At 71.3% G+C, this 21,100-nt stretch carries 20 protein-coding genes; 14 read left to right on the top strand and 6 right to left on the bottom strand.

Features of this window, described 5'->3' with window-relative positions:
* The 3 genes from HLB44_RS17740 to HLB44_RS17730 are packed head-to-tail and all read right to left on the bottom strand — an operon-like array spanning position 1 to position 2,608.
* Positions 1–1,284: an ABC transporter permease gene (locus tag HLB44_RS17740; RefSeq protein ID WP_173124934.1), complete on the bottom strand. Its 1,284-nt coding sequence runs from the start codon at positions 1,282–1,284 to the stop codon at positions 1–3.
* Positions 1,281–1,949: an ABC transporter ATP-binding protein gene (locus HLB44_RS17735; protein ID WP_173124932.1), complete on the bottom strand. Its 669-nt coding sequence runs from the start codon at positions 1,947–1,949 to the stop codon at positions 1,281–1,283. The genes HLB44_RS17740 and HLB44_RS17735 overlap by 4 nt, the downstream gene beginning before the upstream one ends.
* Positions 1,949–2,608 (bottom strand): hypothetical protein, encoded by a 660-nt coding sequence (locus tag HLB44_RS17730; protein ID WP_173124930.1) that lies wholly within the window; start codon positions 2,606–2,608, stop codon positions 1,949–1,951. The genes HLB44_RS17735 and HLB44_RS17730 overlap by 1 nt, the downstream gene beginning before the upstream one ends.
* 191 nt (positions 2,609–2,799) lie before the next feature.
* On the opposite strand from HLB44_RS17730, the gene HLB44_RS17725 reads away from it, so the two are divergent.
* A complete protein-coding gene (locus HLB44_RS17725; RefSeq protein WP_173124928.1) occupies positions 2,800–3,750 on the top strand; it encodes an EAL domain-containing protein in 951 nt (316 codons plus the stop codon).
* A gap of 123 nt (positions 3,751–3,873) precedes the next feature.
* Here HLB44_RS17725 and HLB44_RS17720 read toward each other — a convergent pair whose 3' ends face one another.
* Positions 3,874–4,362, bottom strand: coding sequence for a cupin domain-containing protein (locus HLB44_RS17720; RefSeq protein ID WP_173124926.1), 489 nt, complete (start codon positions 4,360–4,362; stop codon positions 3,874–3,876).
* Complete coding sequence (locus tag HLB44_RS17715) at positions 4,362–5,036, bottom strand: RNA polymerase sigma factor (protein ID WP_173124924.1); 675 nt, start codon at positions 5,034–5,036, stop codon at positions 4,362–4,364. The genes HLB44_RS17720 and HLB44_RS17715 overlap by 1 nt, the downstream gene beginning before the upstream one ends.
* Before the next feature lie 275 nt (positions 5,037–5,311).
* On the opposite strand from HLB44_RS17715, the gene HLB44_RS17710 reads away from it, so the two are divergent.
* The 3 genes from HLB44_RS17710 (at position 5,312) to HLB44_RS17700 (ending at position 7,144) form a co-directional block, all read left to right on the top strand.
* Positions 5,312–5,803 (top strand): hypothetical protein, encoded by a 492-nt coding sequence (locus HLB44_RS17710; RefSeq protein ID WP_173124922.1) that lies wholly within the window; start codon positions 5,312–5,314, stop codon positions 5,801–5,803.
* A 182-nt stretch (positions 5,804–5,985) separates the two neighbouring features.
* Positions 5,986–6,582, top strand: coding sequence for a hypothetical protein (locus HLB44_RS17705; RefSeq protein WP_173124920.1), 597 nt, complete (start codon positions 5,986–5,988; stop codon positions 6,580–6,582).
* Positions 6,583–6,595: 13 nt separating this feature from the next.
* Positions 6,596–7,144 (top strand): hypothetical protein, encoded by a 549-nt coding sequence (locus tag HLB44_RS17700; protein WP_173124918.1) that lies wholly within the window; start codon positions 6,596–6,598, stop codon positions 7,142–7,144.
* Positions 7,145–7,156: 12 nt separating this feature from the next.
* Here HLB44_RS17700 and HLB44_RS17695 read toward each other — a convergent pair whose 3' ends face one another.
* Positions 7,157–8,749 carry a helicase HerA-like domain-containing protein gene (locus HLB44_RS17695; protein ID WP_173124916.1) on the bottom strand — a complete coding sequence of 531 codons (1,593 nt, stop codon included), beginning with the start codon at positions 8,747–8,749 and terminating at the stop codon, positions 7,157–7,159.
* A 70-nt stretch (positions 8,750–8,819) separates the two neighbouring features.
* Here HLB44_RS17695 and HLB44_RS17690 point away from each other — a divergent pair, with 70 nt between their 5' ends.
* From HLB44_RS17690 to HLB44_RS17645, 10 genes are all read left to right on the top strand, one after another.
* Positions 8,820–9,668, top strand: a complete 849-nt coding sequence (locus HLB44_RS17690) for an N-formylglutamate amidohydrolase (protein WP_173124914.1) — start codon at positions 8,820–8,822, stop codon at positions 9,666–9,668.
* A 62-nt stretch (positions 9,669–9,730) separates the two neighbouring features.
* Positions 9,731–10,456, top strand: coding sequence for a YebC/PmpR family DNA-binding transcriptional regulator (locus HLB44_RS17685; RefSeq protein ID WP_173124912.1), 726 nt, complete (start codon positions 9,731–9,733; stop codon positions 10,454–10,456).
* Positions 10,453–11,733 (top strand): phosphoribosylamine--glycine ligase, encoded by a 1,281-nt coding sequence (purD, locus tag HLB44_RS17680; protein WP_173124910.1) that lies wholly within the window; start codon positions 10,453–10,455, stop codon positions 11,731–11,733. The genes HLB44_RS17685 and purD overlap by 4 nt, the downstream gene beginning before the upstream one ends.
* A gap of 9 nt (positions 11,734–11,742) precedes the next feature.
* Positions 11,743–12,654, top strand: a complete 912-nt coding sequence (gene hemF / locus HLB44_RS17675) for an oxygen-dependent coproporphyrinogen oxidase (protein ID WP_173124908.1) — start codon at positions 11,743–11,745, stop codon at positions 12,652–12,654.
* Positions 12,655–12,722: 68 nt separating this feature from the next.
* A complete protein-coding gene (rsfS, locus tag HLB44_RS17670; RefSeq protein ID WP_173124906.1) occupies positions 12,723–13,442 on the top strand; it encodes a ribosome silencing factor in 720 nt (239 codons plus the stop codon).
* Entirely contained in the window at positions 13,442–13,912 is a 471-nt protein-coding gene (rlmH, locus tag HLB44_RS17665) for a 23S rRNA (pseudouridine(1915)-N(3))-methyltransferase RlmH (protein ID WP_173124899.1), read from the top strand. The genes rsfS and rlmH overlap by 1 nt, the downstream gene beginning before the upstream one ends.
* 73 nt (positions 13,913–13,985) lie before the next feature.
* Complete coding sequence (locus HLB44_RS17660; RefSeq protein WP_173124897.1) at positions 13,986–17,840, top strand: response regulator; 3,855 nt, start codon at positions 13,986–13,988, stop codon at positions 17,838–17,840.
* Positions 17,833–18,435 (top strand): Maf family protein, encoded by a 603-nt coding sequence (locus HLB44_RS17655; RefSeq protein WP_173124895.1) that lies wholly within the window; start codon positions 17,833–17,835, stop codon positions 18,433–18,435. Before HLB44_RS17660 ends, HLB44_RS17655 begins: the two co-directional genes overlap by 8 nt.
* A gap of 45 nt (positions 18,436–18,480) precedes the next feature.
* The gene (rng, locus tag HLB44_RS17650) at positions 18,481–19,959 is read left to right on the top strand and encodes a ribonuclease G (protein WP_173124893.1); all 1,479 of its coding nucleotides are present in this window, start codon (positions 18,481–18,483) and stop codon (positions 19,957–19,959) included.
* A gap of 25 nt (positions 19,960–19,984) precedes the next feature.
* Positions 19,985–21,097: a mannitol dehydrogenase family protein gene (locus tag HLB44_RS17645; RefSeq protein WP_173125574.1), complete on the top strand. Its 1,113-nt coding sequence runs from the start codon at positions 19,985–19,987 to the stop codon at positions 21,095–21,097.
* The last annotated feature ends 3 nt before the right edge of the window (positions 21,098–21,100 follow it).

Raw genomic sequence — 21,100 nt, 5'->3', positions numbered from 1 at the left:
TCAGACATGGGCCAGCGCATCGACGATCGGCTTGTTGACCGTGCGCCGCGCGACCAGCGCCGAGGCGATCGTCGCCAGCAGCACCATCGCCGCCAGCGTGCCGAGGTACAGCGGCGCGTCGATCGCCACCTGCAGCGGGTAGCCGACGTTGCGCCCGGGCGGCGGCGGCATCTGCACCGGGAACACCAGCAGCGCGATCGCGACGCCCAGCGCGATCAACGCACCGACCAGCGCCCCGGCACCGCCGAGCAGCAAACCTTCGAGCGCGAAGCCACGCACCAGCTGCGAGGGCAGCGTGCCGACCGCGCGCAAGGTGCCGATCTCGCGGGTGCGCTCGATGATCGCCATCGCCATCGCATTGGTGACGACGAAGACCACGATCACGCCGATGATCAGGCCGAGCGCGCCGAAGATGCGGTTGTAGAGCTCCTTGACGCTGCGGTAGAAGCTCGCCTGGTCGATCCAGGTGCGCACCTCGAGCTGCGGCAGGGCGCCGCGCAGCCGCGCCTGCGTCGGCTCGGTCGATTCCATGCGGTCGAGGAACACGCCGAGGCTCGACACGCGCTGCGTGACCAGCAGCTTCTGCGCGGTGGCGATGTCGGTGTAGACCAGGCGCTTGTCGATGTCCGAGATGCCGGTCGAGAAGACGCCGGCGACCGTCACGTCGAGCGCGTTCAGCGCGCCGTCGGTGGTGCTGGCCAGCAGCGTCAGGCTGCTGCCCGGCGTCGCCTTCAGGCTGCGCGCGAGGCCCTCGCCGAGCATCACGCGCAGGGTCTCGCCGCTGGCGAGCACCTGGCCGGCGTGGATTTTCAGGAACGGGCCCTTGACCGCGAACTCGGCGTCCGGGTCGATGCCGGCGGCCATCATCACGGTGGACTTGTCGCCGTTGCTGATCAGCCCCGAGAACTCGATCTTCGGCAGCACCTGGCGCACGCGGTCGTCGACCAGCAGCTTGGCCCTCAGCGCGGCGACGTTGTCCAGCCCGTGCTGCAGCGGCGTGTCCTCGTCCTTCGAGAACTGCTCGGGCTTGCCGATGATCAGGTGGCCGGTCGAGCGCGCCGACGATTGCGCGAGGCCCTGATAGGTGTAGAGCGCAAAGCCGCCGGCGAGCAGGATCGCCGCGGTGCCGAGCGCGGCGATCGTCACCGTGACGGCCGAGCGGCGGCGGTTGCGCAGGGTGTTGAGCCAGGCGAACTTCAGCCATGGCCAGAACGCGAAGGACGTGCCGTGGTTGGCCGCGCCGATCGGCAGCGTGCCCGCGGACAGCGGTTGGTGAACGCTCATTGGATCCTCCCATCGAGCAGGGCTATCACGCGATCGCAGCGGCCGAGCAGCCGCGCGTCATGGGTCGCGACGAGAAAGGCCGCGCCGTGCGCGTGGCCCTGCTCGCGCATCAGCGCCAGCACCTGGTCGGCGGTCTGCGAATCGAGGCTGGCGGTCGGCTCGTCGGCGATCACCAGCGCCGGGCGCTTGACCAGCGCGCGGGCGATCGCCACGCGCTGGCGCTGGCCACCCGACAGCGCATCGGGCCGGTGCTTCGCATGCTCGTGCAGGCCGACCGCGCGCAGCATCGCCGCGACGCGCTCGCGCCGCTCGGCCGCCGGCACGCCGGCGATGAACAGCGGGTAGTCGACGTTCTCGGCCACCGTCATCACCGGCACCAGGTTGAAGCTCTGGAAGACGAAGCCGATCGCGTCGCGGCGCAGCAGCGTCGCGGCGTTGCCCGAGAGGCTGGCGACCGGTTCGCCGCGCAGCAGGATCTCGCCCTGGTCGGGCGTGTCGATCAGGCCGGCGAGGTTCAGGATCGTGCTCTTGCCGCTGCCCGACGGCCCGGTCAGCGCCAGCATCTCGCCCGGCGCCAGGCCGAAATCGACGCCTTGCAGCGCCGGCACGACGTGCTCGCCGAGCCGGTAGGTCTTGTGCACGCCGCGCAGTGAGAGCGCGTCCATCACAGCTCCTTCAGCTTGGCTTGAGCGGCCGCCGCCTGCGGCGCGCCACTGGCCACCACCTTCTCGAACCACTGCCGCGCTTCGGCCGCGTTCTGCCCCTTCGCGGCTTCCTGCCCGGCGCGCAGCCACACGGCGGCCTTGAAGGGCAGCGGCGAGCCGTCGAGCAGCGGGCTCTTCGCGACCTCGTCGAGCAGCTTCGCGCCGCGTGCCTGGCGGTTGAACATCGACGGCAGCGCGAGGAAGGTGCCGGCAGCGGTGAAGCGCGTCTCCAGGCTCGCCGGCACGCCGCGGTAGCCGGGCGCGTCGTGCTGCGGCGTCAGCAGTGCCAGCGCCTTGTCGATCTGCGCCAGGCCGTCCTCGGCGTGGCCCATCTTCTTCCACGGCAGCAGCGTCGTGCGTGCACGCATCGAGGTCGACGCGCCGGCGTAGGCGCGCAGCACCGGGTCGTTCGGCTCGGCCTGCGAGAGCTTGTTGAATTGCTCGGCCGCGGCGTCGATCGCCGCTTCGGCGCCTTCGTTGCCGCGCAGGAATTCGTTCAGCGCGGCGACGTAGGCGGCGGTGTCGGCGGCGTGCGCGGGCGCCAGCGGTGCGAGCAGCGTGGCGCCGAGCAGCAGCGCGGCGGCGAGCGTCGACAGGCGGGATGGGAGCGGGGTGTTCATGCGCGGACCTCTTGCAGGGGGTGGAAGTGGCCGCAGTCTGCGCAGCGGGGGGTCGCGGCGCCGCAGCCGGGCGACGAAACGCCGCCGCTTGTCGCGAGACGGCGCCGGCAGGCGCCAGATGCGCGGCACGCCGCTTGCGAAGAGGGGGGCCGCGGCGCCGAAGTGGTGCGCCGTGCCCACGAGGAGTGAACTTGACCGCCGCCGTTGCCACGTTGCCGCCCCCAGTCGGAGCCCGCACGCTCGAACTCCGCGGCCTGCGCCTGAACAGCGCGTTCCAGCCGATCGTCAGCCTGTCTCATCGGCGCGTCGTCGGCCATGAAGCGCTGCTGCGCGCGACCGACGCGCAGGGCCACGCGGTGCCGCCGCTGCAGGCCCTGGCACTGGCCACCGGCGCCGCCGCCGAGGCGCGGCTCGATACCGACTGCCTGCAGCTGCACGTCGCCAATTTCGGCCGCCAGGCGCAGGGGGCGCAGTGGCTGTTCGCGAACCTGCGGCCGGGCACCTTCCTGCGCGGCGCGCGCGAGGCGGTGATCGCGCAGCTCTCGACCGCGCTGCATGAGCACGGCCTGACGCCGCAGCAGCTGGTGCTCGAGGTCACCGAGGACGCGGTGGCCGATCCGAGCGCGTTCGAGAGCGCCGGGCAGGCCGCGCGCGAAGCGGGCTGCCTGCTCGCGCTCGACGACTTCGGCGCCGGCCATTCGAATTTCGACCGCGTCTGGCGCATCCGGCCCGACATCGTCAAGCTCGACCGCAGCCTGGTGCAGCGCGGCGCGCTCGATGGCGGCGTCGCGCGGGTCATCGCGCAGATGGTCTCGCTGCTGCACCAGTGCGGCGCGCTGGTGCTGATGGAAGGCATCGAGACTGCCGACGAGGCCAACGTGGCGCTCGACTGCGATGTCGACCTGGTGCAGGGCTACCGCTTCGGCCGCCCGATGCCGCAGCTGCAGGGCACCGAGCGCTTGTCGCGGCCGCTGGTCAGCGCCTGGTCGCAGTTCGAGCGGCGCGCGGGCGACAGCAGCCGTGCCCATCGCGAGCGCATCGCGCCGTACCTGAATGCGATCGGCCACGGCGGCAGCCTGATCGAGGCCGGGCGCTCGGTGGCCGCGGCCGCGGGGCCGAGGCCCCGGGCCAGGTGCAGGTGACGCGGCCCTACCTGTCGCTGCAGGGCGCGCAGCTGTGCGTGACGGTGTCGGTCGCGCTCGTGCGCGAGGGGCGGCGTTTCGTCTTCTGCGGCGACCTGGCGTGGAGCTGATCCGAAGCGGGCGTCAGATCAGCATCGAGTTGTCCGGCACTGCGCCGCGCAGGTAGATCAGCGCGCCGCTGTCGCTCTCGACGCGCATGTGCAGCACGTCCTGGCGCCCGAGGTGGAAGCCGCCGGGGCCGACGACGAGGTCGCCGACGCGCAGCGAGCCTTCGAGCACCAGGCATTCCTCGTCGACCGGATGGCGGTGCGGCGGCAACGCCGCACCGGGCGCCAGCCGCACGAGGTAGGACATGATGCCGCCCGACTCGTGCAGCACCTTCATCGTCAGGCCCGGGCCGAAGGGCTGCCACTGGCCCTCGTCGGCACGCACGGTCAGGTGGCGCGTGGTCTGCGCCTCGGCGATGCGCGCGAGCACGCGGCGTTTGACGCGTTGCAGGCTCAGCTGGTCGAGCGGCGACGGCGGCGCGGCGACGGCGTCGTTGAGCAGGTCGACGATGTCCGCGTCCAGCACGGCGGCGCTGTCGTCGTCGGGGAAGGATCGATCGTCCATCATCGGTGTCCGGTGGTTTCGGTGCCCACGCCCCCCACGCCCTCCACGCCCCCCACGCCCATCAGCGCGCGCAGTTTCTGCTGCGCCCGCAGCAGCAGCGATTTCACGGTGCCCAGCGGCAATCCGGTGGCCTGCGCGGTCGCGGCATGCGACAGCTCGCGGAAGTACGCCAGCCCGAGCACCCAGCGCTCCTGCGGCGACAGCGCAGCGAGCGCGCGGTACAGCCGCGAGCCGGCCTCGGCCAGCGCCAGCAGGTCTTCGGGCCCCGGCAGGTCGGAAGCCTGGCGGGCGAGCGGGTCGTCCTCGCTGTCGGGGGCGGGCGCAGCGCTGTCGTGCCGCTGCTGGCGGCGCAGGTCGATGGCCCTGCTGTGCACGCGGGTCAGCAGCCAGGTCGCCGCGCTGCCGCGCGCGGCGTCGAAGCGCGGGGCCTCGCGCCAGGCCTGGAAATAGGCGTCGGCGATCACGTCGTCGACATCGGCCTCGCGCAGCAGCCGCCGCGCAAAGGCGTGCGCGAAGACGATCGTCGCGTCGTAGAAGGATTCGAAGGCCTGGGCGTCGCCCTGCGCCGCCTGCTGCAGCCAGCCGGCGAGCTGGCGGTCACGCGCCTGGCGCGGATCAACGGTCACCCCGCCGGGCGGCGGCATCGGCAGCGGTTCGGAACGGGCAGGGTGCATCGCAACCAGGCGCAGCGGCCGGACGACCGCGGACGGCCGGCATCTTGCCAGAGGCAGCCAGGGCCGAACAGCATCGAAGTCCGGGGAGGCGATGGCGAGCGAGCTCATCGGAGTGAGATGGTGGGGGTTCGTTGGGATCTACGGCGCGCGGGACCGCCTGGATCAGGCCGACCCTGCGATCCAGAGGGTTGTTGCCGCGCGGGACCGGCTCGCAACATCCGGCAAGGGCCCGCCCGCGTAGACCGGGACATTGACGCCATCCGAAGGAGCCGTTCATGCCCCGCTTCGTCGAAGTCCAACACCAGGAATGGATCGCCGCACCGCGCGCTGCCGTGCAAGCGCAGTTCGCCGACCTGCAACACCACATTCACGCCAATGTGCATCCGAAGCTGAGCTTCGAGATCCTGTCGCAGGGGCCTGACAGCGCGCGCTACGTGCAGGTGGTCAGGCTGCTCGGCATCGCGCAGCGCGATGTCTTCGAGCGCCGCATCCATCCGGATGGCCGTCTGGTCGACACCTCGGTCGAGGGCTTCAACGCCGGCGGCTCGATCGAGGCGCGCTTTCGCGACGAGGCACGCGCGGGCCGCGCCGGCACCGCCGTCGACCTGACCGTGCGCCTGCCGCTGCCGCCGGTGATCGGCCCGTTGCTGCGCCCGCTGCTGGAAAGTCAGATACGCAAGGAGCTGTCGGCCGCCGCCGCCGAGGACAAGCGCGACATCGAGGAGCGCGGTTACGTGATGCCCGAGCTGCGCCGGCAAGCTGCTTGAGCCCCCACGCTCACTTCGTTCGCTGCCCCCCGAGGGGGCGCGTCAGCGCCTTCGGGCGGCCGGGCGGCGCTGACTGCCTGAAACACTGCCGGGCCACCGGGCGTGGCAAAGGCACTGCCAGCTTTGCAATGTTTCACGTCAACGCCAAGCGGGGTTGACGACGTTGCTGCAGGATGGCTGCCATGAGCTCACGCCCTTCCGTTGCCCGGCCGGCCGTCCAGCGGCTCGTGTCGTGCCTGCTGCTGGTCGCCCTCGGCGGCTGCGTCGTCGCCCCGCACCGGGGTTATCACGGCGGCTATCACGGTTACTCGTCACCGCCCGCCACGACCACCGTGGCCTCACCCCCGCTGTACTTCTACCCCGAGCAAGGCCAGGCCGAGCCGCAACAGGACCGCGACCGCTACGAGTGCTACCGCTGGGCCTCGGCGCAGACGGGGGCCGATCCCGGCATGACGCCGCTGCGCGTGCCGCGCGCGCCCGAGCCGCTGCCGCCGCAGCGTGACGGCGCCGATGTGGTCGGTGGCGCATTGACCGGCGCGTGGCTCGGCGCTGCGGTCTCGCGCCCGCGCTACGCCGGCGAGAACGCGGCGATCGGCGCGGTCTTCGGGCTGATCCTCGGTGCGATCGCGCAGGAGTCACGGGCCCAGTCGGTCGAGCGCATGCAGGCGCGCCAGCAGCAGGCGCACCAGAACGCCGTCGCCGCAGCGACGGCGCCGCACGAGAACTTCCGGCGCGCGATGTCGGCCTGCATGCAGGGGCGCGGCTACCGCGCCGCCTGACGAGGACATGGCGATGACACATCTCTTGCGTGGCCTGGCCTGGTTGCTCGCCGGGCTGCTGGTGTCGACCGGCGCCTTCGCCGGTGGCGGGCACGGTGGACACCGGCACGGCCATCACGGCCATTGGCATGGCCATCGCCATCACTCGATCGGCCTGCAGTGGCACATCGGCTATCCCTACTACCCGTACCGGTACGGCTGGTACGCGCACACGCTGCCGGCGGTCTACACGGCGGTCGTGATCGGCGGCATCACCTACTACCACGCGCAGGGCGTCTACTACCGCGTCCGCGACGACGGCGCCTACGACATCGTGCCGGCGCCGACGCAGGAGCCCGCGCAGCCGGCGCCTGCGCGGCAGTACACCTATCCGCGCCAGGGCCAGTCCTCGGCGCAACAGGCGAGCGACGACTACGAATGCCATCGCTGGGCGGCCAGCCAGAGCGGCTTCGATCCCAGCGCGTCGGCCACGGGCCAGGGCAGCGGCGATGCCGCGCGGCGCGCCGACTACGCGCGCGCCCGCAGCGCGTGCCTCGAGGGCCGCGGCTACACGGTGCGCTGAAGCCGCGCTGACTTAGCGGCGTTTGCCGCCGCCGAGGATCGAGCCGAGCACGCCGCGGATGATTTCGCGGCCGACGGCCGAGCCGATCGAGCGCATCGCCGAGCGCGCGGCCGATTCGGCGAGCCCCTCGTGGCGGCCGCCGCGCGGGCCGGTGCGGCCGAACAGCACGCCCTTCAAGTCATCCATCATGCCGCCGCCCTCGGCCGGCGCGGGCGCCGGGCCGCCGGGCAGCGTGCGGGTGGCAGCGGTGGCTTCGTCGGCCATGCTGCGGCCGGGCGCCGGGGCCGCCGCCGGGCCCTGCGGTGCCGCTGCGGGTGCCGACGCTGCAGCCGCGCGGCCCTTCAGCCGCTCGTAGGCCGATTCACGATCGACCACCTGTTCGTAGACGCCGGCCACCAGCGAGCCCGCGCGCAGGGTCTGGCGCTGCTCGGTGGCGATCGGCCCGATCTGGCTTCCCGGCGGCATCACGAACACCCGTTCGGTGACGCAAGGACGGCCCTTGGCATCGAGGAAGCTGACCAGCGCCTCGCCGACCGCCAGCTCGGTGATCGCAGCGGCCAGATCGCCGAGCTTCGGATTCGGCCGCATCGTGTCGGCCGCTGCTTTCACCGCCTTCTGGTCACGCGGCGTGAAGGCGCGCAGCGCATGCTGCACGCGGTTGCCGAGCTGCGCGAGCACGGTGTCGGGCACGTCGAGCGGGTTCTGCGTCACGAAGTAGACGCCGACGCCCTTGCTGCGCACCAGGCGCACCACCAGCTCGATGCGCTCGATCAGCGCCGCCGGCGAATCCTTGAACAGCAGGTGCGCCTCGTCGAAGAAGAAGACCAGCTTCGGCTTCTCGAGGTCGCCGACCTCCGGCAGCATCTCGAACAGCTCCGACAGCAGCCACAGCAGGAAGGTGGCGTACAGCCGCGGCGCGTTCATCAGCTGGTCGGCGGCGAGGATGTTGATGACGCCCTGGCCTTCGACCGTCTGCATGAAGTCGGCCAGGTCGAGCATCGGCTCGCCGAAGAAGCGGTCGCCGCCCTGCTGCTCGATCTGCAGCAGGCCGCGCTGGATCGCGCCGATCGAGGCCGCGCTGACGTTGCCATATTCGGTCGTGAACTCGCTCGCGTTGTCGCCGACGTGCTGCAGCATCGCGCGCAGGTCCTTCAGGTCCAGCAGCGCGAGGCCATGGTCGTCGGCGATCTTGAACACCAGGTTCAGCACGCCGGCCTGCGTTTCGTTCAGCGCCAGCATGCGCGCGAGCAGCAGCGGGCCCATGTCGCTGATCGTCGCGCGCACCGGATGGCCGTCCTTGCCGAAAACGTCCCACAGCGTCGCCGGGCAGGCCGCGTGCACCGGCTCGGGCAGGGCGCGCTCCTTGATGATCGCGGCGAGCTTCGGGCTCAGTGCGCCGACCTGGCTGATGCCGGTCAAGTCGCCCTTGACGTCGGCCATGAACACCGGCACGCCGATGCGGCTGAAGTTCTCGGCCAGCGTCTGCAGCGTGATCGTCTTGCCGGTGCCGGTGGCGCCGGTGATCAGGCCGTGGCGGTTGGCCAGCGCGGGCAGCAGTTCACAGAGGATGTCGCCGTGGCGGGCGATCGGCAGGGGGTCGGCCATGATGGTTTCTCGCAACGGCGGTGGCAGTTGCGCAGCAGTCTAGTGGGTCCGCCGCTGGCATCATCGGCCGATGGACCCGCATCCCGCCTACCAGCTGCTGCGCCCCGCCGCCGGCAGCGAGCTGCCGATCGTGCTCGACTCGCCGCACAGCGGCACCGAGTGGCCGGCCGATTTCGACAGCCTGCTCGACGAGACGGCGCGGCGCGACGCCGAGGACTGCTTCGTCGACCGGCTCTATGCCCATGCGCCGCAGCACGGCGCGACGCTGCTGGCGGCGCGCTTCCCGCGCCTGTACATCGACCCGAACCGCGCCCTCACCGAGATCGACGAGCTGCTGCTCGATGCGCCGTGGCCGGGCGAGGTGATTCCGTCGCCGAAGACCCGGCTCGGCTTCGGGCTCGTCTTCCGGCTGATGAAGCAGCGGCCGATCTACGGCCGGCCGCTGACGGTCGCCGAGGTGCAGCGGCGCATTCACCAGTGCTGGCAGCCGTATCACGATGCGCTGCGGTCGCTGCTCGACGACACCCACCGGCGCTTCGGTGCGCTGTGGCACCTGAACGTGCACTCGATGGGCGACGACGCCTACAAGACGCTCGGCCTGCCCGAGAAACCGCTGGCCGACTTCGTGCTGGGCGATCTCGACGGCACGACGGCCGACGAGCCGACGATGCTGCTCATCGAGACGGTGTTGCGCGACCACGGCTTCGGCGTCGTGCGCAACGATCCGTTCAAGGGCGTCGAGATCATCCGCCGCTCGGGCCGGCCGGCCGAAGGGCGGCGCGCGCTGCAGATCGAGGTCAAGAAGTCCTGCTACATGGATCGCAGGACGCTGCAGCCGCACGAAGACTTCGCGCGCGTGCAGCAGGCGCTCGATGCGATGCTGCAGGCGCTGGCCGGGCACGTCCGTCACCACGCTTGAGGGGCGGATGCAGACGCCCCGCCCGTTAGAATGCCCGGTTGCATAGTGAACCCAGGACCGACATGGCCGGACATTCCAAATGGGCCAACATCCAGCATCGCAAAGGCCGCCAGGACGAAAAGCGCGGCAAGGTCTGGACCCGAGTGATCCGTGAAATCATGGTCGCCGCACGCCAGGGCGGCGGCGACATCAGCGCCAACCCGCGCCTGCGGCTGGCGGTCGACAAGGCCAAGGCCGTGAACATGCCGGCCGACACGGTCAAGCGCAACATCGACAAGGCCACCGGCAACCTCGAAGGCGTCAGCTACGAGGAGATCCGCTACGAGGGCTACGGCATCGGCGGCGCGGCGATCATCGTCGACTGCATGACCGACAACCGCGTGCGCACCGTGGCCGAGGTGCGCCATGCCTTCAGCAAGTACGGCGGCAACCTCGGCACCGAAGGCTCGGTCGCGTTCCAGTTCAAGCATTGCGGGCAACTGGTGTTCGCCCCCGGCACCAGTGAAGACAAGGTGATGGAAGTGGCGCTCGACGCCGGCGCCGAGGACGTCATCGCCGGCGATGACGGCGCGATCGAGGTGCTGACGCCGCCGACGGAGTTCGAGGCGGTGAAGAACGCGCTCGAAGCCGCCGGGCTGAAGGCCGAGATCGCCGAAGTGACGATGCGCGCCGAGAACAGCATCGAGCTGGCCGGCGAGGATGCGCAGCGCATGCAGAAGCTGCTCGACGTCATCGAGGACCTCGACGACGTGCAGGACGTGTTCCACAACGCCGAGCTCGCCGAATGAAAGTATTGGTCATCGGCGGCGGCGGCCGCGAACACGCGCTGGCCTGGAAGCTGGCGCAGAGCCCGCGCGTGCAGCGCGTCTACGTCGCGCCCGGCAATGGCGGCACGGCGCGCCATGCGCACTTGGCCAACGTGCCGATCAGCGATCCGGCAGCGCTGGCCGATTTCGCCGAGAGCGAGAAGGTCGGGCTGACCGTCGTCGGCCCCGAGGCGCCGCTGGCCGAAGGCGTCGTCGACGTCTTCCGCGCCCGCGGACTGCGCATCTTCGGGCCGACCAAGGCCGCGGCACAGCTCGAGAGCTCGAAGGCCTTCGCGAAGGACTTCATGCAGCGCCACGGCATCCCGACCGCGCTGTACGCCACCTTCAGCGATGCCGCCGAGGCGCATGCGCATGTCGACAAGGTCGGCGCGCCGATCGTCATCAAGGCCGACGGCCTGGCGGCGGGCAAGGGCGTCGTCGTCGCGATGACGCTCGAGGAGGCGCACCAGGCGATCGATTTCATCCTCGTCGACAACACCCTCGGCGTGCAGCACAACGCCGGCGGCGCGCGTGTCGTCATCGAGGAATTCCTCGAGGGCGAGGAAGCCAGCTTCATCGTGCTGGTCGACGGCAACGACGTGCTGCCGCTGGCCTCGAGCCAGGACCACAAGCGCCTGCTCGACGGCGACGAAGGCCCGAACACCGGCGGCATGGGCGCCTATTCGCCGGCCGCGGTGGTAACGCCCAATGTGCATGCCCGCGTGATGCACGAGATCATCGGGCCGACGGTGGCCGGCATGGCCAAGGACGGCACGCCGTTCAGCGGCTTCCTCTATGCCGGGCTGATGATCGACGCCAACGGCCATCCGAAGACGATCGAGTTCAACACCCGCCTCGGCGACCCGGAGACGCAGCCGATCCTGATGCGCCTGAAGAGCGACCTGGCCGAAGTGCTGCTGCAGGCGACCGACGGCAAGCTGGCCGAAGTCGAACTGCAGTGGGACCGCCGCTTCGCGCTCGGCGTCGTGATCGCGGCCGCCGGTTATCCGCAGGCGCCGCGCAAGGGCGACGCGATCAGCGGCCTGCCGGAAGATGCCGAGGACGCGATGGTCTTCCACGCCGGCACGACGCAGGACGACGGCACGCTGCGCGTGAGCGGCGGCCGCGTGCTCTGCGTCACCGCCCTCGGCGATTCGGCCAAGCTCGCGCAGCAGCGCGCCTACGAAGCGCTGCGCGGCATCCAGATCGACGGCGCGCAGTACCGGCGCGACATCGGCCACCGCGCGCTCAAGCGCTGATCGACCTCGATGGACATCGGCGCGGTCCGCGCGTACCTGCTGGGGCTGCAGCAACGCATCGTCGAGGCGATGCAGGCGCTCGACGGCCGCGCGTTCCTGGTCGACGCCTGGACCCGGCCCCCAGGCGGACCGCTGACGGGTGACGGCAAGACCCAGGTCATCGAGGACGGTGCGCTGCTCGAGCGCGGTGGCTGCAACTTCAGCCACGTCAAGGGCACGACGCTGCCGCCGTCGGCAACGCAGCACCGGCCCGAGCTCGCCGGCGCGGCTTTCGAGGCGCTGGGCGTCTCGCTGGTCTTCCACCCGCGCAACCCCTACGTGCCGACGGTGCACATGAACGTGCGCATGTTCGCCGCGCTGCCCGCCGGCGGCGAGCCGGTGGTCTGGTTCGGCGGCGGCATGGACCTGACACCCTGCTACGGCTTCGACGGCGACGCGCGCCACTTCCACCGCGCCTGCCGCGATGCTCTCGCGCCCTTCGGCGACGAGCTGCATCCGCGCTTCAAGAAGTGGTGCGACGACTACTTCTTCCTGAAGCACCGCAACGAGCCGCGCGGCATCGGCGGCATCTTCTTCGACGACTTCAACGAGCTCGGCTTCGAGCGCAGCTTCGCCATGCTGCGCTCGGTCGGCGATGCTTTCCTGCCGGCCTACGTGCCGATCGTCGAACGCCGCCGCAACATGGCCTACCGCGAGCGCGAGCGCGACTTCCAGGCCTGGCGCCGCGGCCGCTACGTCGAATTCAACCTCGTGTTCGACCGCGGCACGCTGTTCGGCCTGCAGTCGGGCGGCCGCACCGAGAGCATCCTGATGTCGATGCCGCCGCTCGTGAAGTGGCGCTACGACTGGCGCCCCGAGCCCGGCAGCCCGGAAGCGTTGCTGATGAGCCACTTCCTGGTGCCGCGCGACTGGCTGGCTTGAAGCCGACCGCCCGTCGCGGCATATTGACCGACCCTATCCGCCAATTTCAGGCGACTCCCAGGAGCTGAATGGACATCCGCAAGCTGCAACGCGCCATCGTCGATGGCCTCGAGGACGTGAAGGCCCAGGACATCCTGGTCCTGAACACCGAGCACCTGTCACCGCTGTTCGAGCGCGTGATCATCGCCTCGGGCACCAGTAACCGGCAGACCAAGGCATTGGCGTCGAGCGTGCGCGACGCGGTGCGCTCGCAAGGCATGCCGGTGCTGGGCATGGAGGGCGGCGACAACGGCGAGTGGATCATCGTCGACTGCGGCGCCGCGGTCGCGCACATCATGCAGCCGGCGATCCGCGAGTACTACCGCCTCGAGGAGATCTGGGGCGGCAAGCCGGTGAAGATGAAGTTCGGCGAGGCCGCACCCAAGGGGCTGGTGAAGGCCTCCGAAGGCTTCGACGACGCCGACGACGACATCCCGCCACGCAAGGCGCCAGCGAAGAAGGCCGCTGCCAGGAAGGCGCCGGCGAAGAAGGCGGCACCAGCGAAGGCCGCGCCTGCGAAGACCGCCGCCCGCAAGGCGCCGGCCAGGTCGTCGGCCAAGGCGCCCGGCAAGACGGCTGGCAAGACGGCTGGCAAGGCGCCGGCCAAGGCACCCGCGAAGGCGCCCGCGCGCAAGGCAGCGCCGCCCAAGTCCGCCGCCCGCCCGGCGGCGCGCAAGGCGGCGCCGAAGACCGGGGTGCGCAAGGCAGCGCCGAAGACCGCCGCACGCAAGGCCGGCGCGCGCGGCTGATGCGCCTGGTGCTGGCGGTCGTCGGCCAGCGCATGCCGGCCTGGGTCGACACCGCGTACGAGGACTTCGCGAAGCGCTTCCCGCCCGAGATGCGGCTGGAGCTGAAGGCGGTCAAGGCCGAGCCGCGCTCGGGCGGCAAGACGGCCGAGCAGCTGATGGCCGCCGAAGCCCAGCGCCTCGAGGCGGCGATCCCCAAAGGCGCGCGCCGCGTCGTGCTCGACGAGCGCGGCAGCCGCCTGACGACGCTGCAGCTGGCCGAGCGGATGCAGGCCTGGCGGCAGGACGGCCGCGATGTCGCGCTGCTGGTCGGCGGGCCGGACGGTCTCGATCCGGCACTGAAGGCCGGCGCCGACGAGACGCTGCGCCTGTCCGACCTGACCTTGCCGCATGCCTTCGTGCGCGTGCTGCTGGCCGAGGGCCTGTACCGCGCCTGGTCGGTCAGCACCGGCCACCCCTACCACCGCGAGTGAAGCGCCGCTGCAGGCTCGCGCTGCACGCGCGCGCCTCGCCGCTGCCGCGCCCGCGTGGCAAGATGCCGCGGACATGGCGCCCCTGCAAGGCTCGACCCCCGACACTCGTTCGCGGCAGCGCCTGCGGCTGCTGGCCGTGCTGGCCGTGCTGTGGACGGCGGTCGTCGGCGGCGCCGCCGGCTGGCTGGTGAACCTGCGCGTGCAAGCCGAACGCCAGCAGACGCTGGCGCGCGCGGAGGCGCGCCTGTCCGCGGTGAAGAACGTGCTCGGCGTCGCGCTGCAGGACTTCGCCGCGCTGGCGGCGTACCTCGCGCGCCAGCCGCACGTGCGTGACTTCCTGGTCACCAATCCGGTGGCCGGCACCACCTTCACCACGCCGCGCGCCGATCCGGCCGCGATCGAGACCTACCTCGCGCGGCCGGCGGTGCAGGCGATCAACCGCTGGCTCGACCTGCCGCGGCGCGACTTCGGCCTGCCGGTGGTCGCACTGGTCGACGGCGAAGGCCGCAGCGCCGCGGTGGCGATCGCCGGGCGCGGACCGCTCGCGCCCTGGATGACGATCAGCCTGCGCGAGCGCAGCTACTTCGTCGACGCGCTCGAAAACGGCCAGGCGATGCAGTTCATCACCGGCCGCGTCACGCAGGTGCCGGGGCTGTTCTTCGCGCACCGTGTCGAGGACGACGGTTATCCGATCGGCGCGGTGATCATCAAGCTCGAAGCGGAGCGGCTGAACCGCCTGCTCGGCGATGCCGGCAGCAACGAGACCTTCATCGCCGACGACCTTGGCGTGCTGATCCTCGGCAGCCGGCCCGAGTCGCTGTTCCGCCGCTTGCCGACGGCCGAGCCGCAGGCCTCGGCGGCGCGCGCGGCGCGCTATCGGCAGGAGCCCGAGAGCGTGAACTGGGGCTGGGACATCGTGCGCATCGGCGAGCGGCGCATGCCCCGCGTCGAGCTCGCCGGCCGGCACCACCTCGCGCTCGACGCACCCCTCGAGGGCCGGCCGTTTCGCGTCTGGGTGCTCGGCTCGCTGGCCGACGAGGCGTCGATCGTGATGAACACCGCGGCCGGCGCGCTGGTGCTGTGGCTGGCCGGCGGCGCGCTGCTGTGGGCCGGCTGGCGCCGCTACCAGGCGTTGCAGGTGGCGCTGCAGGCGCGGCGCGAGATGTTCGAGCTCACCGGCGCCCTGCCGCTGACGGTCTTCCGCTACGTGCTGCCGCCCGAAGGACGCGGCCACTTCGCCTTCGTCGGCCACGGCGTCGAGGATCTGCTCGGCACCAGCGGCGGCGCGCTGACGCACGACCCGGAATTGCCCTGGCGCCTGGCCGGCAGCCCCGATCTGCGCCCGCCGGTCCAGCCGCAGGAGTTCGGACTGACGCGCGCCGGCACGACGCGGCGCATCCGCGTGCACAGCACGCCGATCATCGAATCCGACGGCACCGTCGTCTACAGCGGCTACTGGCTCGACATCTCCAGCCATCGCGAGACCGAAGCGCGCTTCGCCGCGGTCTACGAGCACGCGCCCAACGGTTACCTGTTCTTCGATCGCCGCCGCGGCGTCACGCACTGCAACCCGGCCGCGCTGGCGCTGTTCGGCGCCGAGCAGGTCGAGCAGCTGCTCGGCCGCATCATCTGGTTCCCGCCGCTGTCGCCTGAAGCGCAGCCGGACGGCCAGCCCAGCCGCGACAGGGCACTGGCCGACATGCGCCGCCACCGCGGCAGCGGCCAGCGCGTGCAGACCACCGAGTGGCGCTTCTGCAGCCTGGACGGCCGCTGCTTCGACGCCGAAGCCAGCGTGATCGCGATCGACTGGGGTGGCGAGGCGCAGTACTGCGCGATGATCGAGGACATCACGCAGCGCAAGCAGGTCGAGGCGGCGATGCAGCAGGCGCGCGAGGCCGCCGAGGCGGCGAGCCAGACCAAGTCGAGCTTCCTCGCCAACATGTCGCACGAGCTGCGCACGCCGATGAACGCGATCATCGGCATGACGCACCTGGCGCTCGAGGACGGCCTGCCACCGCGCCAGCGCGACTACGTCGACAAGGCCCACGGCGCGGCGCGCAACCTGCTGCAGATCCTCAACGACATCCTCGACGTCTCGAAGATCGAGGCCGGCCACATCGAGCTCGAGCAGATCGAGTTCGAGCTCGAGTCGGTGATCGACCAGATGGCCGACGTGCTCGGGCTGAAAGCCGACGAGAAGGGCCTCGAGCTGCTGTACAGCGCCGCGCCCGACCTGCCGCGGCGCCTGATCGGCGACCCGACGCGGCTGCGCCAGGTGCTGGTGAACCTCGGCAGCAATGCGATCAAGTTCACCGACCGCGGCGAGATCACCGTCGGCATCGCGCTCGAGCGGGTCGATGCCGACCAGGTGCTGCTGCACGGCTGGGTGCGCGACACCGGCGTCGGCCTCGACGCCGACGAGCAGGCGCGGCTGTTCCAGCCCTTCGTGCAGGCCGACAGCTCGACGACGCGGCGCTTCGGCGGCACCGGCCTCGGCCTGGCGATCTGCCGCCAGCTGGTCGAGAAGATGGGCGGGCGCATCTGGGTCGACAGCGAGCCGGGGCAGGGCGCGACCTTCCATTTCACCGCCCGCTTCGGCCGCGTCGAGGCCGCGCCGCTCGCGCAGCGCATCGCCGTGCTCGGCGGCCGCCATGCGCTGGTGGCCGACGACAACGACGCCGCGCGTGAGGTGCTCGGCCGCATGCTCGAAGGGCTGGGCGTGCAGGTCGAGCGCGTGCCCGGCGGCACCGAGGCGCTGCAGCGCGTGAATGCCGAGCCGCAGCGCTACCAGTGGATCCTGCTCGACTGGAAGATGCCGGGGCTGGACGGCGTGGAGTGCGCGCGCCAGATCCTCGCGTTGCATCCGGACAAGGCCGCCTGCATCCTGCTCGTCACCGCGTTCAACCGCGACGACGCGGCGCGCGCCAGCGCCGGGCTGTCGCTGGCCGGCGTGCTGCAGAAGCCGGTGACGCCGTCGAACCTGTTCGATTGCCTGGTGCAGGCCCAGCCCGGCACGGCACGGCGGCTGCCGCTGCGCACGCGCGGCGCCCGCCTGCCGGCGGCCATCGACGGCGCGGCGCAGCGGGCCGCGGACGCGGCGCCCGACCTGCAGGGCGCGCGCGTGCTGCTGGTCGAGGACCATCCGCTGAACCAGGAGCTGGCCTGCGAGCTGCTGCGCCGCGCCGGGCTCGAGGTGATCGTCGCCGAAAACGGCCAGGAGGCGCTCGATCGGCTCGACGACCAGGGGCCGTTCGAAGCGGTGCTGATGGATTGCCAGATGCCGGTGATGGACGGCTACAGCGCGACGCGCGCGCTGCGCGCCGATCCGCGCTGGCGCACGCTGCCGGTGATCGCGATGACCGCCAGCGCGCTGGCCGAGGACCGCGAGCGCGCCTTCGCCAGCGGCATGAACGCGCACATCAGCAAGCCGATCAACGTGCAGGTGCTGCTGCAGACGCTGGGGCAGTGGGTCGGCCGGCGCGCCGGCGACAACGGCGGCATGCCGCCGCCTGCCGCGCCGCCGGCGCCGACCTGGCCGCCACCGCCGCAGCCGGGTGCACCGATCGACACCATCGACGGCTTCGAGCGCTGCATCGCCAACGAGGCGCTGTACCGCCGGCTGCTCGACGGCTTCCGCGAGGCCAAGCGCGGCTTTGCCGAGCACGCGCGCACGGCGCTGGCCGAAGGCCGGCCCGATGAGCTCAAGCGCCGCGCCCACGACCTGCGCGGCCTGGCGGCGACGATCGGCGCGCGCGGACTCGCCGCCGACGCGCAGCAGCTGCATGCGGCGCTGGCCGCCGGCCAGCCGGCGGCGATCGCGACGGCGCTCGACCGTGTCGTGCTGTCGCTGCGCGCGGCGCTGGACCAGATCGACCAACTGCTCGCCCGCGATGCCGCCCCCCATGCCACCAGCCCACCGGATGCATGACACGATCTACCTCGCTTCGCAAAGCCCGCGCCGGCGCCAGCTGCTCGACCAGCTCGGCGTGCGCCACGAGCTGCTGCTGCCCGACGACGGCGAGGATGCCGAGGCGCTCGAGGCGGTGCTGCCGGGGGAGCTGCCCGGGCCCTACGTGCAGCGTGTCACCGGGCTGAAGCTGGCCGCCGCGCGCGCGCGCTGGAAACGCCGCGGCTTGCCCGAGCGGCCGCTGCTGGCCGCCGACACCACGGTCGCGCTCGGCCGCCGCATCCTCGGCAAGCCGGCCGATGCCGCCGAGGCGCGCGCGATGCTGCAGGCGCTGTCGGGCCGCACCCACCGCGTGCTGACGGCGGTGGCGCTGTGGACCGGCCGCCGCACGCTGGCCGCGCTGTCCGACTCGCGCGTGCACGTCGCGCCGCTGCCGGCCGCTGCGATCGAGCGTTACGTGGCCAGCGGCGAGCCCTTCGGCAAGGCCGGCGCCTACGCGATCCAGGGCCCGTTCGCCGGCTGGATCTCGCACATCGCCGGAAGTCACTCCGGTATCATGGGTTTGCCCCTCCACGAGACGGCCGAGATCCTGAGACAAGCGCGCGTGAGCTTCTAGACCGATCTCGCGGCGCCGCGAAAAGAGCAGACCACAAGCGCCGCCATGCACGACATCCTGATCAACTGGGCCCCGCAGGAAACCCGCGTTGCCCTCATCGAGAACGGCGCGGTGCAGGAGCTGCACATCGAGCGCGCGCTCGAGCGCGGGCTGGTCGGCAACGTCTACCTCGGCAAGGTCGCGCGCGTGCTGCCCGGCATGCAGAGCGCCTTCATCGATGTCGGCCTCGAGCGCGCGGCCTTCCTTCACGTGGCCGATCTGCACGGTGCCGGCCACCATGGCGCGCCGCGCGGCGACATCGCGGTGCCGGTGCCGATCGAGCGCCAGGTCTTCGAGGGCCAGACGCTGATGGTGCAGGTCATCAAGGACCCGATCGGCACCAAGGGCGCGCGGCTGTCGACGCAGATCTCGATCGCCGGGCGCATGCTGGTCTTCCTGCCGCAGGACACGCACATCGGCATCTCGCAGAAGATCGGCTCGGCCGAAGCGCGCGAGCAGCTGCGCGCTCGCATGCAGCGCCTGGTCGCGACGCCCGACGACTCGCCGCCCGGCGGCTTCATCCTGCGCACCAACGCCGAAGAGGCCAGCGACGAGGAGCTGGGCGACGACATCGCCTACCTGCGCAAGGCCTGGGCTGCGATCAAGGCGCAGGGGCTGTCGCAGCCGCCCGGCACCCTGCTGCACCAGGACCTGAACCTGGCCGAGCGCGTGCTGCGCGACCTGGCCAACGACGCGACGCAATCGGTGCGCATCGATTCGCAGCTGCAGTTCGAGGCGCTGCAGGCCTTCGGCGCGGCCTACACGCCGTCGTCGGCGGCCAAGCTCGAGCTCTACCGGGGCGAGCGGCCGATCTTCGACCTCTTCGGCATCGAGGAAGAGATCGCGCGCGCGCTGGCCCGGCGCGTCGACCTCAAGTCCGGCGGCTACCTGATCATCGACCAGACCGAGGCGCTGACGACGGTCGACGTCAACACCGGCGGCTTCGTCGGCGCGCGCAACTTCGACGACACGATCTTCAAGACCAACCTCGAGGCCGCCGGCGCGATCGCGCGGCAGCTGCGGCTGCGCAACCTGGGCGGCATCATCATCGTCGACTTCATCGACATGACGCGCGAGGAGCACCAGCAGGCGGTGCTGGCCGAATTCCGCAAGCAGCTCAGCAAGGACCGCACCAAGATCACCGTCTCCGGCTTCACGCAGCTGGGTCTCGTCGAGATGACGCGCAAGCGCACGCGCGAATCGCTGGCCCATATGCTGTGCGAGGCCTGCCCGACCTGCGAAGCACGCGGCCAGGTCAAGACCGCGCGCAGCGTCTGCTACGACATCCTGCGTGAGATCCTGCGTGAGGCGCGGCAGTTCAGCCCGAAGGAGTTCCGCGTCGTCGCCAGCGCGGCGGTCGTCGAGATGCTGCTCGACGAGGAGAGCCAGCACCTGGCGGGCCTGAGCGACTTCATCGGCAAGCCGATCTCGCTGAGTGCGGAGCCGTCGATGAATCCGGAGCAGTACGACATCGTCTTGATGTGAGGGTTGCCATGACACGGGACAGCCCATCCTCCAGTTCGGCACCGGCCGCTTCCTGCAGGCCCATGTCGACCTGCTCGTCTCGCAGGCCGCTGAACGCGGGGAGGCGCTGGGCGGCATCACCGTCGTGCAGACCACAGGGCAGCCGGCGAGCGTGGCACGCATGCAGGCGCTGGCGCGGGCCCGGGGTTACGAGGTGATCGTGCGCGGGCTCGTCGACGGCATGCCGCTGGAGCGGCACGAGACCTGCCGCTCGGTGCACGAGGCGCTCGATGCCCGCGCGCAGTGGCCTGCGGTACGCGAGCGCGTGCGGGGTCCGGTGCGCGTGATCGTGTCCAACACCGGCGATGCCGGCTGGTTGCTCGATCCGACCGACGGTCCGCACCTGCTGGCCGCGCGGGCCTCGGCGGCGATCTCCTTTCCCGCCAAACTGCTGGTGCTGCTGCACGACCGTTGGCGTGCCCAACCGGGGTCCGAGTTGACGCTGCTGCCCTGCGAGCTGGTTTCGCGCAATGGTGAACGGCTGCGCGAGATCGTCATGTTACTCGCGCGCGAGTGGTCGCTCGGTCCTGCATTCGTCGGCTGGATGCGTGAGCACCTGGTGTGGGCCAACTCGCTGGTCGACCGCATCGTCTCGCAGGCGCTCGATCCGGTGGGCGCGGTGGCCGAGCCTTACGCGCTGTGGGCCGTCGAGATGCAGCCGCGGCTGCAGTTGCCGTGCCGGCATGCGTCCATCGTCCTCACGGACGACCTGGCACCGTTCGAGCGGCGCAAGCTGTACCTGCTCAACCTGGCCCACACGATGCTGGCGCAGCAATGGATGACGGACCGCCACCCGGCGGACATGACGGTACTGCAGGCGATGCAGACGCCGGCCTTGCGGGATGCGATCGAGGCCGTCTGGGAAGAGGAGGTGCTGCCGGTGTTCGATGCCGTGGGTGACGGCGCGGGCGCGCGTGCGTACCTCGTCGAGCTGCGCGACCGCCTGCTGAATCCGTTCCTGGCCCACGCCCTCGCGGACATCGCACTGAACCACGCCCAGAAGAAGGCGCGCCGCATCGAACCCATCATCGAGCTGGCACGCACGCTCCCACCGGCGCTGGCGCAACCGCGGTTGCGAGCCGCGGTCTCTGCGCACTGAACG

It is taken from the genome of Pseudaquabacterium terrae (assembly GCF_013266755.1).
GTDB classification, from domain to species: Bacteria; Pseudomonadota; Gammaproteobacteria; order Burkholderiales; family Burkholderiaceae_C; genus Pseudaquabacterium; species Pseudaquabacterium terrae.
This window is presented reverse-complemented; position numbering and strand designations above follow the sequence as displayed.

Bases quoted from the DNA above. Each gene is read 5' to 3' on its own strand.
- HLB44_RS17735 (WP_173124932.1), bottom strand. From the start codon at position 1,949: ATGGACGCGCTCTCACTGCGCGGCGTGCACAAGACCTACCGGCTCGGC.
- HLB44_RS17655 (WP_173124895.1), top strand. From the start codon at position 17,833: ATGCATGACACGATCTACCTCGCTTCGCAAAGCCCGCGCCGGCGCCAG.
- purD (WP_173124910.1), top strand. From the start codon at position 10,453: ATGAAAGTATTGGTCATCGGCGGCGGCGGCCGCGAACACGCGCTGGCC.
- hemF (WP_173124908.1), top strand. From the start codon at position 11,743: ATGGACATCGGCGCGGTCCGCGCGTACCTGCTGGGGCTGCAGCAACGC.
- HLB44_RS17660 (WP_173124897.1), top strand. From the start codon at position 13,986: ATGGCGCCCCTGCAAGGCTCGACCCCCGACACTCGTTCGCGGCAGCGC.
- HLB44_RS17720 (WP_173124926.1), bottom strand. From the start codon at position 4,362: ATGGACGATCGATCCTTCCCCGACGACGACAGCGCCGCCGTGCTGGAC.
- rsfS (WP_173124906.1), top strand. From the start codon at position 12,723: ATGGACATCCGCAAGCTGCAACGCGCCATCGTCGATGGCCTCGAGGAC.
- HLB44_RS17730 (WP_173124930.1), bottom strand. From the start codon at position 2,608: ATGAACACCCCGCTCCCATCCCGCCTGTCGACGCTCGCCGCCGCGCTG.
- HLB44_RS17705 (WP_173124920.1), top strand. From the start codon at position 5,986: ATGAGCTCACGCCCTTCCGTTGCCCGGCCGGCCGTCCAGCGGCTCGTG.
- HLB44_RS17685 (WP_173124912.1), top strand. From the start codon at position 9,731: ATGGCCGGACATTCCAAATGGGCCAACATCCAGCATCGCAAAGGCCGC.
- HLB44_RS17710 (WP_173124922.1), top strand. From the start codon at position 5,312: ATGCCCCGCTTCGTCGAAGTCCAACACCAGGAATGGATCGCCGCACCG.
- rlmH (WP_173124899.1), top strand. From the start codon at position 13,442: ATGCGCCTGGTGCTGGCGGTCGTCGGCCAGCGCATGCCGGCCTGGGTC.
- HLB44_RS17740 (WP_173124934.1), bottom strand. From the start codon at position 1,284: ATGAGCGTTCACCAACCGCTGTCCGCGGGCACGCTGCCGATCGGCGCG.
- HLB44_RS17690 (WP_173124914.1), top strand. From the start codon at position 8,820: ATGGACCCGCATCCCGCCTACCAGCTGCTGCGCCCCGCCGCCGGCAGC.
- HLB44_RS17700 (WP_173124918.1), top strand. From the start codon at position 6,596: ATGACACATCTCTTGCGTGGCCTGGCCTGGTTGCTCGCCGGGCTGCTG.
- rng (WP_173124893.1), top strand. From the start codon at position 18,481: ATGCACGACATCCTGATCAACTGGGCCCCGCAGGAAACCCGCGTTGCC.
- HLB44_RS17715 (WP_173124924.1), bottom strand. From the start codon at position 5,036: ATGCACCCTGCCCGTTCCGAACCGCTGCCGATGCCGCCGCCCGGCGGG.
- HLB44_RS17695 (WP_173124916.1), bottom strand. From the start codon at position 8,749: ATGGCCGACCCCCTGCCGATCGCCCGCCACGGCGACATCCTCTGTGAA.